The following is a 13257-nucleotide window of genomic DNA, read 5'->3' on the forward strand; positions in this document are numbered from 1 at the left end:
GTTGGCAGAAAGACAAGATATTAAAGAACTAATGATGGAAGATGTCATGAGTGATCGTTTCGGTCGCTATTCTAAATACATCATCCAAGACCGCGCGCTTCCTGATATTCGCGATGGTCTAAAACCTGTACAGCGTCGTATCTTATACGCCATGTATGTTAGTGGCAATACTGCCGACAAGCAATTTCGTAAATCAGCTAAAACAGTTGGTAATGTTATTGGTAACTATCACCCTCATGGGGATTCCAGCGTTTATGAGGCGATGGTTCGCTTAAGTCAAGACTGGAAGATACGTGAACCTTTAATTGAAATGCACGGTAACAATGGTAGTATGGACGGTGATCCAGCTGCCGCTATGCGGTACACGGAAGCAAGATTATCAAAAATTGCTAGTGAATTATTAGGTGATATTGATAAAGAGACCGTTGATTTTATGCTTAACTTTGATGATACGGATGAAGAGCCATTGGTATTACCAGCTCGTTATCCCAATTTATTAGTTAATGGGACAACTGGGATTTCAGCAGGTTATGCGACCGATATCCCACCTCATAATTTGGGTGAGATTATTGACGCTACAACTTATTTAATTGACCATCCCAATGCGAGTTTGGATAAGCTTATGACCTTTGTTAAGGGACCAGACTTTCCAACAGGAGCGATTATTCAAGGGATTGATGGTTTAAAATCGGCTTACAAGACCGGTAAAGGGAAAGTTGTTGTACGTTCAAAGACAACAATAGAGTCTCTTAGAGGCGGTAAGCAACAAATCGTCATCAATGAAATTCCTTATGAAGTTAACAAAGCCCAGTTAGTGAAGAAAATGGACGAAATCCGTATCAATCGTAAAATTGAAGGGATTGCTGAAGTTCGTGACGAAACTGACCGTACAGGCTTACAGATTGTTGTTGAACTGAAGAAAGATGTTAATGCAGAGGGGATTTTAAATTACCTTTTCAAAAATACTGATCTTCAAGTAAACTACAACTTCAATATGGTTGCTATTGATGAACTGATGCCAAAGCAAATTGGATTAAGCGATAGTTTAAACGCCTATATTAAACACCAAAAGGAAGTTATTAGCAGACGTACACGCTATAATCTGAAAAAAGCAGAAACACGCTTGCATATTGTGGATGCTTTGATTAAGGTTATTTCCGTTTTGGATGAAGTGATTCAATTGATTCGTAACTCGAGCGACAAGCGTGATGCTAAAAACAACTTAATTAATGCTTATCAATTTTCAGAAGCTCAAGCAGAAGCGATTGTATCCTTGCAGCTATACCGTTTAACCAATACAGATATTGTTGCATTACAAAATGAACGGTTAGACTTAAGCGAATTAATTGCGTCATATAATAGTATTTTAAAAAATGAACAAACATTATTACGTGTGATGAAAAATGAACTAAATGATGTGAAGAAAAAATACGCAACGCCAAGATTGTCTGTTGTTGAAGAAGAAATTGAAGAAATTAAGATTGAAACAGAAGTTTTAATTCCAGAAGAAGAGGTCTTTGTTGTCTTAACTCAAGAAGGTTACTATAAACGCACAACTTTACGATCTTTCGCTGCCAGCGAACGAGATGATGTTGGGCTTCGTGAAGGAGATCAACCATTGTTAATTGAAAAAGCATCAACCTTAGATGCTATTGCAATTTTTACTAGCAAGGGCGATTACATGCATTTTCCAATTCACGAATTACCTGAATTAAAATGGAAAGACATGGGTCATCACTTATCACAAAGTATCCCATTCTCAAGTAATGAAGAAATTATCGCTGCTAAAGTTATTCGTCATGATGAACCGTTAACAGATAAACAAACGGTTGTCTTCATGACAAAAGAAGGTATGATGAAACGTTCACTGTTATCAGATTATCAAAGCTTTAGAGGCTATAAACGAAAGAAAACAACAGCGATTAAGCTAAAAACAGAAACTGATAGTGTCACTAATATTTACTTTGTTGATGAAACAAATACGTCTCATGAAGTATTGTTGATTACAAACGGCGGCTTTAGCTTGCGTTACTTACTCGATGAAGTATCACCAACGGGCTTACGAACAAGTGGTGTTAAAGCCATTAACCTAAAGGCAGATGATTATGTTGTCGGTGGTGCAGTCTTTGATCTAGACGATGAAAAGTATCCAATCTTAATCTTGACGCAACGTGGCAATGCTAAACGTTTTAGAACTGGAGAAATCCCTCGTTTAGGAAGAGCAAAACGCGGCTTAATGTTGATTAAAGAATTAAAGGCTAACCCACACCGAATTATCTTCGTCGATGCGGGAACAGATGCTAACAGTTTATACGCCCTTCGGACAACGAGAGGGCAAGATAAAGAAGTCTATAGCAAGTCTATTCCATTTACTGCTCGCTACACTAATGGTAGTGCTCTTCTTGCAGAACGAGATGAAGGCAACATTTTTACCATTAAAAAAATACATGACCTTTCACAATTAGAAGGATAAAGTAACACAAATTAGTACAGAAACAGACTGTTGTATAATACAGGCTGTTTCTTTTTTTTAAAAAATTTGTCTAAAAGGTGAATAAAATACGATGTTTGACGTTTGATAAAACGCTGTTAAATCAATGTTTTATCGGGTTTCTTCACACGTTTTAAATAAATAAAACAAAAAGCTTGAAAAGTGTTGCACAATCATTTTAACGTGTTATAATAGTGGCATAAAGTGTGTTACATAAATCACAATAAGCTATTTAAAATAGGGGGCAATACAAATGGAACAATGGCAAGGCTTTAAAGGTAAAACATGGAAAGAAGAAGTTGATGTTCGTGACTTTATTCAACAAAACTATACACCTTACGTAGATGGGGCTGACTTCTTAGAGGGTCCAACAGAAGCTACTAACTCGCTATGGGCACAAGTTATGGATTTAACAAAACAAGAGCGCGATGCTGGTGGCGTTCTAGACATGGATACAAAAATTGTATCAACGATTACATCTCATGGTCCTGGTTACTTAAACAAAGACAAAGAAAAAGTTGTCGGTGTTCAAACTGACGAACCATTTAAACGATCATTACAACCATTTGGTGGTATTCGTATGAGTGAGCAATCAGCAGAAGCTTACGGTTATGAAATTGATGCGGAAGTATCTAAAATTTTCCGTGACTACAGAAAAACACATAATCAAGGTGTATTCGATGCTTACACACCAGAAATGCGTGCAGCACGTTCAAATAAAGTTATTACAGGTTTGCCAGATGCTTATGGACGTGGCCGTATTATCGGAGACTACCGTCGTGTAGCACTATATGGTGTTGACTTCTTAATGCAAGAAAAACTAAAAGATTATGCAGTGGTAGGAAACGGTACAATGTCAGAAGATATTATCCGTCTACGTGAAGAAATGAGCGAGCAATACCGTGCATTGAAACAATTAAAAGAACTTGGAAATATTTATGGTTTTGATATTTCAAGACCTGCTGAAACAGCACAGGAAGCGTTCCAATGGTTATACCTTGGTTATCTAGCAGCTGTAAAACAACAAAATGGTGCGGCTATGTCTCTAGGACGTGTATCAACATTCTTAGACATCTACATTCAACGTGATCTTGAGAATGGTACATTGACTGAAATCGAAGCACAAGAAATTGTTGACCACTTTGTTATGAAATTACGTTTGGTTAAATTTGCACGTACACCTGATTACAACGAATTATTCTCAGGAGACCCAACATGGGTAACAGAGTCAATTGGTGGTATGGGTGAAGATGGTCGTACATTAGTGACAAAGAGTAGCTTCCGTTTCTTGCAAACACTTAAAAATATGGGAACAGCTCCAGAACCAAACTTGACTGTGTTATGGTCAACACATTTGCCTGAAGCATTCAAAAAATTCTGTGCTCATATTTCGATTGAAACAAGCTCAATCCAATACGAAAATGATGATGTGATGCGTCTAGAGTGGGGCGATGATTACGGTATTGCATGTTGTGTGTCAGCTATGCGTATTGGTAAACAAATGCAATTCTTTGGTGCTCGTGCCAACTTAGCGAAAACACTTCTATATGCGATTAACGGTGGTGTAGATGAAGTAACTAAGAAACAAGTTGGTCCTAAATACCAACCAATTACATCTGAATACTTAGACTACGATGAAGTAATGGAGAAATATGACTTAATGAATGAATGGGTTGCAGGATTGTACCTCAATACATTGAATGTTATTCATTATATGCATGACAAATATAGCTATGAAGATCTAGAAATGGCGCTTCATGATACACATATCGTTCGTACAATGGCAACAGGTATTGCTGGCTTCTCTGTAGCGATTGATTCATTATCAGCTATTAAACATGCTAAAGTAAAGGTTATTCGTGATGAAGATGGTATCGCTGTAGATTTCGAAATAGAAGGCGACTATCCAAAATATGGTAATAATGATGACCGTGCTGATGATATTGGTGTTTGGTTATTGAAAGACTTCATGAGTAAAGTGAAGAAACACAAAACTTACCGTGATGCAAAACATACAACATCAATTTTAACGATTACATCAAATGTTGTTTACGGTAAGAGTACAGGAGCAACACCAGATGGCCGTAAAGCGGGTGTCCCATTTGCGCCAGGAGCAAACCCATTACACGGTAGAGATACACATGGTGCTCTAGCAAGTTTATCATCAGTTGCTAAAATCCCTTACCAATACTCATTAGATGGTATCTCAAATACATTCTCAATCGTTCCAAAAGCATTAGGACGTGAGGCTGATATTCAAGAAGAAAACTTAGCAAGTATGTTAGATGGTTACGCACGTAAAGGTGGTCACCACTTGAACGTTAACGTATTTAACCGTGATACTTTACTAGATGCTATGGAGCATCCAGAAAACTACCCACAATTAACCATTCGTGTATCAGGTTACGCTGTTAACTTTATTAAATTAACACGTGAACAACAATTGGACGTTATTAACCGTACAATGCACGAAAGCATGTAAGACCAATCGGATGCGGATGAGTCAATGATTCATCCGTTTTCCATCAAAGGGAGAGAGCCCCTTATCTCTCTTTTTGATGGGAAAGAAGCAAAGAGAAAAGGAGTTATGACGATGACTAACGCACTAACAGGATTTGTTCACTCAACTGAAAGTTTCGGATCGGTTGACGGACCTGGTATTCGTTTTATTGTTTTTATGCAAGGTTGTCGCATGCGATGCGAATTTTGCCATAATCCAGACACATGGAATATGGGTGGCGGAAATGAAATGACAACAGATGACGTATTAGAAATGGCATTACAATATAGAGAGTTTTGGGGAGAAAAGGGTGGTATTACCATTAGTGGTGGTGAACCATTATTACAGATTGACTTTATTATTGAACTCTTCCAAAAAGCAAAAGCACAAGGCATTAATACAACGATTGACACGTGTGGCCAACCGTTTACCTATGATGAACCATTCTTCGGTCGCTTTGAAGAGTTAATGAAGGTTACTGACCTATTATTAATGGATATTAAACACATCGATAGCCAAAAACATAAAGAACTAACCATGTGGCGTAATGAGAGCATCATTGATATGACCCAATATTTATCAAAAATCGGCCAGCCGATTTGGGTTCGTCACGTTTTAATTCCAGAGCGAACTGACTATGACCATTATTTGAAAGAATTAGGCGACTATATTGCCACTTTGGAAAATGTTCAAAAAGTAGAGATTCTTCCATACCATAAAATGGGGATCTATAAATACCAAGCCTTAGGTATTCCTTATAAATTAGAAGGCATTGATCCTCCAACAGCAGAACGTGTGGAGAATGCTCGGAAATTATTACGCTGTGATGAGTATAAAGGTTACTTAAAAGCAAATTAAATCTACAAGGAAAAGGGAGATAACCGTTGCCCTTTTCCTTTTTTTTGATTATCATTAAAAAAGATAAGAAATGAAAGAGGGACATTAAACTATGGAAAAATTATTAGTTTTCGGACACCAAAATCCGGATACAGATGCAATTACATCAGCAATCTCATTTGCATATTATTTAAATCAAATCGGCGTTGAAGCAGAAGCTGTTGCGCTAGGAGAGGTTAGCGATGAAACGGCATATGCCTTAAACCAGTTTAATACTGAAGCACCACGCGTAATCGAAACAGCTGCAAACGAAGTGAAAGCTGTTGCGCTTGTGGACCACAATGAATTCCAACAAAGTGTATCAGATATTGCTGACTTAGACGTTCAATACGTGATTGACCACCACCGTATTAGTAACTTCCAAACTGCAAATCCACTTTATTACCGTGCAGAACCAGTAGGCTGTACAAACACAGTTATTTACAAACTATTTAAAGAAAAAAATATCGAGATTCCAGCGCAAATTGCAGGGTTGATGTTATCAGCTATTATTTCTGATACCTTATTGTTCAAATCACCAACATGTACGCAAGAAGATATTGAAACGGCAGCCGCTTTAGCTGAAATTGCTGGCGTTGATTCATCAGATTACGGTTTAGCTATGCTAAAAGCTGGTACAAATCTAGATGATATCTCATCAGAAGATTTACTTGATTTAGATGCTAAGTCATTCCCAATGGCTGACAAAACTGTTCGTGTGGCACAAGTTAATACGGTTGATTTCCAAGATGTTTTAAAACGTCAAGATGAATTAATGGCATTAATGACTGCTGAAAATACAAAAGAAAATTATGATTTATTTGTCTTAATTGTAACGAATATTATTGATAGTGATTCAACGATCTTAGCAATTGGATCAGGTGTTGCTAAAATTGAACAAGCTTTCAACGTTCAATTGGATAATCACCAAACTTTCTTAGCGGGCGTTGTGTCACGTAAGAAACAAGTTGTTCCACAATTAACAGAAGCATATACAAACTAATCCAAAACCGCTATGTTTATTAAAAACATAGCGGTTTTTATAATAATATCATTAAAAATAATAATATCATTAAAAATAATAATATCATTAAAAATAAAAATATCTTAAAAAATAATATCTTCATTTCGAGATATATGTTATACTCTTAAGTGAGCACAGCTAGTGAGGTGTAAACAGCATGAAAATAGGTGTCTTATCTGACTTACATATTGACACAAATAGAAAGAAACTAAATAGAGGAGACACGTATGACCGGTTGCTCGCTCAATTACTCTACAATAATGAAATTGATTTACTACTAATGGCTGGTGATATATCATCGGATTACCAAGATAGCATTCAATTTTTAGATCAAATGGTTAAACATAGGGTTTCAAAGCTACTATTTGTTCCAGGTAACCATGATTTTTGGTCGATTCGTAATAAGGATACTGACACAGAGGGTATTTACCAAACCTTTTTACAAAGGGAGGATTCGCCTGTCGGCAAACCACTCTTACTAAATGACAAATGGTCAGTTGTGGGGAATCCAGGTTGGTATGATTATGGATTTGCCAGTCAAAGTTATACAACTGAACAATTTGAGCAGAAGAAATTGCGTATTGGTGGCTGGAATGATCGATTATATGTACACTGGAAGCAAAGCGATCAAGAGGTAGCAGAAGCCATGCGGCAACAGCTAGAAGTAGACTGCCAGTCTGTTAATGATCGTCAAATAATTTTGATGACACATATCGTCACACATCCCCAGTTTACCGTACCTTTGCCGCACCGGGTTTATGATTATTACAATGCCTTTTTGGGTAGTAAGAGTTATATGTCCTTGTATGAGGATTATCCAATCCGACATAGTGTGATGGGACATGTCCATTTTCGGAAAAGCATGAAAGAAGATGAGATAGCTTATTATTGTCAGTGTCTAGGCAATGGCAGACATTGGTGGTCAGATGATCCGTATACGGAATTAGCATCAACATTAGAAACCTTTATCATTGAATAGAGTGGAGTGAACAAGATGAGAGCTTTTCGGTTAGAAGGGCAACACTTTGTGGAGACCAAGGATAGTAATCAAGCAACCCTGATTTTGTATGATAATCCGTCTCAAGACGAAATGGATGACTTGCATCAAAAAGAAGAGATACCGCTGGATTTTATTACAGATAGCTTGAACCGCTATATGATTCCAAGAAAAGAAACCTTTCGCAACAGTCAGCAAACAGACATTCAATTATTGTTGTTTCTCTATCCTTTAATGAAAATTGATGAAACTAATCGACTTGAATATCAAACATTGCCGATCTCAATCATTACGTTAGAAAAAAAAGTTATTATGATTTATTCAAAAGAACCTCCGTTTCTAAAAAATGTTCTGAATAGCAACGGAAACTATGATGATTCTCTCTTTATTTTACAATTGCTCTGGCAGCTCACCAATGAATACATTGAGGCTATCACACGAATTGATGACATGATTGAAAATATGGAAGAAAACATCGTCCACACAACTCGGAATGAAGCCTTTTATAAAATGATCGCCATTAATAAAAGTCTGGTTTATTTTGAAACGGGTATTACCAAGAACCATGACATTATCGCTCATCTGTTTGATCACTTACAAGAAGGTAAGGGGTCAGACGCAGGTGAACTGTTGCATGACATCCGTGTCTTATCTAACCAAGCAAAGGTCATGCGGAAAGAATCCGATGAAATGATTAGTCATCTCAGTGAAGTGTTTTCAAGTGTGATTTCTAATAACTTGAATAACATTATGAAGTTTTTGACATCACTGACTATTGTTTTGACCATTCCGACCATTATTGGCTCTTATTGGGGCATGAATGTAGCTCTACCGTTTGAAGATGATGGTTTTGCATTTCTATTATTAGTTGGCGTCTCTATCATTCTCGGGATACTCACTGTATTTTGGCTAAAGAAAAAAGATTACTTATAACATATAAAAAGAGGAGTATTTTTATCATGACACAAGCATGGACGTTAGGAAAAGTAGCATTAAAAGTAAATGATTTAGAAAAAATGACACAATTTTACCAAGAAATTATGGGGACATCAATCCTTGCTCAAACAGATAACAGTGTAACACTAGGTGTGAAAGAAACCGGAGAGGCATTGTTTGAATTAATCAAAATTAATCCAGCAGCTGAGAAGAAAGTGACAGCGGGCTTATACCACCATGCGGTTTTACTGCCAACGAGAAGTGACTTAGGCGAATTTTTATATAACCTATTAGTTAAAAAGTACCCATTAGGTGGCGCAAGTGATCACGGGTACAGTGAAGCGATTTACTTTAACGACCCGGAAGGAAACGGTGTAGAGGTTTACGCTGATAAAAACCGTTCTGAGTGGGACGTAAGAGAAGATGGTAGAATCGAAGGTATTACCATTCAAATGGATGCAGAAGGCGTATTAGGCTCTGTTAAGAAACCTTTCTCAGGTTTGCCAGCTGGTACGATTATGGGACACGTCCATTTAACAGTTAGAGATTTAGTAGAGAACGGTGAATTCTATACGAATATAATTGGTCTAGGACTAAAATCTGACTATTTCGGCCAAGCTAAATTCTTTGCATCGGGAGATTATCACCACCATGTTGGCTCAAACACTTGGGCTGGAAAACTATTGCCACAACCAGAAGCAGACCAACTCGGAATGGCTTACTATACTTGGGTATTGCCAAACCAAGATGAATTGGTCGCTTTGAAAGGCCGCTTTGATCAAAATGGTATTTCATACGAAGAAGAAGCTGGTGTTTTAAAAGCTAAAGATACAAATGGTATTTTGATGCATATCATCGTTAAATAATGAATAAAAGGAGAGTGGGAAAAAAGGCGTTCAGCCCCGAATCACTGGAGCGAATAAGCGCAAGATGGTTGCAGACCATCTGAGCATGATTCGTGAAGTGGACGTCGGGGCTGCCTTTTTGAGCACATTTACGCTACATTATTCGGGTATAGGAAAGAGGCTGGGAGTTTTTTCCCAGCCCCTATTTTTATAGCCAAGACCCCGAATACTGATGAATGCCATAAGTTTCTTCTCCGGCGTTGATTTCTTGCGTCCAATAGCTTTTTGGTGAAAAGTAGATACGGGGAAAGATTGTCACATCCATCACGGTCTGCTTTTCATTATTTAGTAAGAGACCATTTTCTTGAAAAATTTCAGTAATACGAATCACGTTGGTTGTTTCATCATAAGACCCATCATCATTGATGAAATGACGGTCATTATAATCGTCATAAAGTTGTTTGAAGGTCGGATGATTTTCTTTGGCAGCAATAATAGCCGTTGAAATGGTTGTTTCCACTTCGAAGCCCATAAAAGCATCCAATTTAAGTAGCGGATCAAGTGGTTTAATAACCTCCATATCTGTATCCATATAGATACCACCGTATTGTGTTAAGGCATAGAGTCGAGCAACATCAGAAACAAAAGCCCATTTTTTAGCTTGATAAGCTTCTTTCACATAATCGCCCATTTGATCAACATTAAAATTGTCTTCATTCCACACCATAACTTTGTAGTCAGGGCAGTATTTTTCCCAAGTTGCTATTATTTTTTCTTCTTTTTGGCCTAATGGATTGCCACCGAACCAGCAGTAATGAATAATTTTGGGTATCATATCACATGTCCTCCTTCTTCAAATCCTATTATTATTGTAACGAACAGCTATATTTTTGCCTAATCATATGCTAGATTAACGATCTGAGGTTGACATTCGCTTTGCTATCTATTATAGTTACACCAGTAGAATATCAAAACAATATGAATTAGAGGACGCGAAAACCATCAGTAGGAAACGAAAGGGGAATTCGCCGAAGTGCCGTTTAGGTGCTGGGTCTATGCTGAATAAGTATAGGACTGTCGAGATAAAATGCCCATTTTATCTTTTGAAGCGCTGTTCATATTGGGGCAAAAGGACGATACCAATCGTGGGCCTTTTGCTCACGGTTTTTTTGTATTCTCAATACAAATAAAAGGGAGTCGTTTCGTATGAGAAAGAAATTTAATTATGCTGCTATGTTGTTAGGATCGCTAGCTTTGTTAGTTGCTTGTGGTAATGGTAGTAACGCAGAGTCATCAGCTGCAGAGGATGATCAGTTTGTTGTTGGACTGGAGGCTGCCTATGCCCCTTATAACTGGACGCAACTAGATGACAGTAACGGCGGTGTTCCGATTGACGGTACAAATGAATATGCTGGTGGCTATGACGTTGAGATTGCAAAGAAAATCGCTGAAGGTTTGGGACAAGAACTAGTTATCGTTAAGACAGAATGGGATGGCTTAGTACCAGCTCTTCAAGCTAAGAAAATTGATGCCATTATCGCTGGTATGTCTCCAACAGAAGAAAGAAAACAAACCATTTCCTTTAGTGATCCTTATTTAGAGTCGCAATTGGTTATGGTAGTCGCTTCAGATAGTGACTTCGTTAATGCCACAAAACTAGCAGATTTTAACTCTGCAAAGGTAACGGCTCAGTTGAATACCTTCCATTATAATGTCATTGACCAAATTGAAGGTGTTAACAAGCAAACAGCAATGGAAAATTTCTCTGCTATGCGTGTGGCGCTTCAAGCAGGTGTGATTATGGCTATGTATCAGAATATCCTGAGGCAGTAAGTGCATCAAATGCAAATAGTGATTTTAGTTTTGTTGAATTCGAAGATGGTTTCAAAACAAGTCCAGAAGATACGACAATTGCGATTGGCGTACGTAAAGACGAAGCAGATTTAGACAAAATGAATGCCATTTTAAGCGAAATCTCTGACGAAGAGAGACAAGAAATCATGGATGCTGCGGTTGCTAATCAACCAGCAGCCCAACAATAGTAGGAGCTGACATCAATTGAGTCATTTATGGAATATTTTTCAAAATAATGCACCGCTTTTCTTAAATGGTGCTTGGGTTACTTTATACATTTCAATGATCGGGACCATTATTGGTCTCCTCATTGGTCTTGTTCTTGGTGTGATTCGCACCATCCCACATCCAGACAAAGGCTTTAAGCGCTACGCTTTAAAAGGTCTGCATCTTTTAACAACCATTTATATTGAATTCTTCCGTGGTACGCCGATGATCGTGCAAGCAATGGTGATTTATTACGGATCTGCCATTGCATTTGGTTGGGATATGAACCGTATTTTTGCCGCTATTTTTATTGTTTCGATTAATACAGGCGCATATATCACTGAGATCGTTCGCGGTGGGATTTTATCAATTGATAAAGGCCAATATGAAGGTGCAGAAGCAATTGGGATGTCTCACTTTCAAACGATGAGAATTGTCATTATGCCACAAGTATGGCGGAATATTTTACCAGCGACTGGTAATGAATTTGTTATTAATATTAAAGACACATCTGTTTTAAATGTTATTTCAGTAACGGAATTGTTCTTTCAAACAAAAACAGTATCAGGGATTAACTTTGATTACTTCGGGCCGTTTACAGTAGCTTGTATTTTGTATTTAATTATGACATTCTCGGTGACGCGTATCTTACGTTTTCTTGAGAAAAAACTAGACGGACCAACACATTATGATCTGGTTGGTGGTAATCAAAACCAAGTGATCACGTTAGATAAAGAGGTGCAAAGTTAATGACTTCTGTAATGAAAATTAAAGGGCTGAGCAAAAAGTTCGGCGAACGCGAAGTTCTTAAGAATATTAATTTTGAAGTAGAAGAAGGTAAAGTCGTTTGTCTAATTGGTGCATCGGGGTCAGGTAAATCAACCTTATTGCGTTGCTTAAATTTATTAGAAAAACCAACGACTGGTGATATTATTTACCGAGATGACAGTATTTTAGAAGACTCCCTAAATTTATTCCAATATCGTTCAAAAGTAGGAATGGTCTTCCAACACTTTAATTTATTTAATAACTTAAATGTGCTTGAAAACTGTATGACTGGCCAAATTAATGTTTTAAAAGTAAGCAAAGAAGAAGCTGAAAAAAGAGCCTTACACTTCTTGGAAGAAGTGGGTATGGGACAATTTATCCATGCTCGTCCTGCACAACTATCAGGTGGTCAAAAGCAACGTGTCGCTATTGCACGCGCACTAGCAATGGAGCCAGATTTACTGTTATTTGATGAACCAACATCAGCACTCGATCCACAAACGGTTGGAGAAGTGTTGCGTGTTATGAAACAGCTAGCAGATAAGGGGCTGACTATGGTCGTTGTAACCCATGAGATGCAATTTGCGCGTGAAGTAGCAGATCGTGTTGTCTTTATGGACCAAGGTGTTATTGCAGAAGAAGGATCACCTGAAGAAATCTTCAACAATCCGAAAGAAGAACGCACAAAAGAATTCTTAAGTCGTATTTTAGACTCACCATTCTAAATAAAGAGGTAAAACAGCCATTGCGACGATTGCA

Annotated in this window: 9 protein-coding genes, 1 pseudogene and 1 riboswitch; of the genes and pseudogenes, 9 read left to right on the plus strand and 1 reads right to left on the minus strand. The window is 37.7% G+C overall.

Features of this window, described 5'->3' with window-relative positions; all coding sequences use genetic code 11:
- Window position 1: 1 nt before the first annotated feature.
- The 7 genes from parC to G7057_RS10815 all read left to right on the plus strand — a co-directional run bounded on the left by parC (window position 2) and on the right by G7057_RS10815 (window position 9690).
- Complete coding sequence (gene parC, locus G7057_RS10785) at window positions 2-2473, plus strand: DNA topoisomerase IV subunit A (RefSeq protein ID WP_193566087.1); 2472 nt, start codon at window positions 2-4, stop codon at window positions 2471-2473.
- Between the two features lie 271 nt (window positions 2474-2744).
- Window positions 2745-4973, plus strand: coding sequence for a formate C-acetyltransferase (pflB, locus tag G7057_RS10790; RefSeq protein ID WP_166163676.1), 2229 nt, complete (start codon window positions 2745-2747; stop codon window positions 4971-4973).
- 111 nt (window positions 4974-5084) lie between these two features.
- Window positions 5085-5849, plus strand: coding sequence for a pyruvate formate-lyase-activating protein (pflA, locus tag G7057_RS10795; RefSeq protein WP_166163678.1), 765 nt, complete (start codon window positions 5085-5087; stop codon window positions 5847-5849).
- A gap of 91 nt (window positions 5850-5940) precedes the next feature.
- Window positions 5941-6870 (plus strand): manganese-dependent inorganic pyrophosphatase, encoded by a 930-nt coding sequence (locus G7057_RS10800; RefSeq protein WP_166163680.1) that lies wholly within the window; start codon window positions 5941-5943, stop codon window positions 6868-6870.
- A 178-nt stretch (window positions 6871-7048) separates the two neighbouring features.
- Entirely contained in the window at window positions 7049-7870 is an 822-nt protein-coding gene (locus tag G7057_RS10805) for a metallophosphoesterase (protein ID WP_166163682.1), read from the plus strand.
- Between the two features lie 15 nt (window positions 7871-7885).
- Window positions 7886-8821 (plus strand): magnesium transporter CorA family protein, encoded by a 936-nt coding sequence (locus G7057_RS10810; RefSeq protein ID WP_166163684.1) that lies wholly within the window; start codon window positions 7886-7888, stop codon window positions 8819-8821.
- Between the two features lie 26 nt (window positions 8822-8847).
- Window positions 8848-9690, plus strand: a complete 843-nt coding sequence (locus tag G7057_RS10815; protein WP_166163686.1) for a VOC family protein — start codon at window positions 8848-8850, stop codon at window positions 9688-9690.
- Window positions 9691-9877: 187 nt separating this feature from the next.
- Here G7057_RS10815 and G7057_RS10820 read toward each other — a convergent pair whose 3' ends face one another.
- On the minus strand, window positions 9878-10504 hold the full coding sequence (locus G7057_RS10820) for a glycosyltransferase family 32 protein (protein WP_166163688.1): 627 nt from the start codon (window positions 10502-10504) through the stop codon (window positions 9878-9880).
- 141 nt (window positions 10505-10645) lie between these two features.
- Window positions 10646-10791: riboswitch (Lysine riboswitch) on the plus strand.
- Window positions 10792-10875: 84 nt separating this feature from the next.
- Here G7057_RS10820 and G7057_RS12015 point away from each other — a divergent pair.
- Window positions 10876-12480: pseudogene (locus G7057_RS12015) on the plus strand (ABC transporter permease subunit).
- Window positions 12480-13223, plus strand: coding sequence for an amino acid ABC transporter ATP-binding protein (locus tag G7057_RS10835; protein ID WP_076766118.1), 744 nt, complete (start codon window positions 12480-12482; stop codon window positions 13221-13223). Before G7057_RS12015 ends, G7057_RS10835 begins: the two are co-directional and overlap by 1 nt.
- The last annotated feature ends 34 nt before the right edge of the window (window positions 13224-13257 follow it).

Source organism: Jeotgalibaca arthritidis (assembly GCF_011100465.1).
GTDB lineage: Bacteria > Bacillota > Bacilli > Lactobacillales > Aerococcaceae > Jeotgalibaca > Jeotgalibaca arthritidis.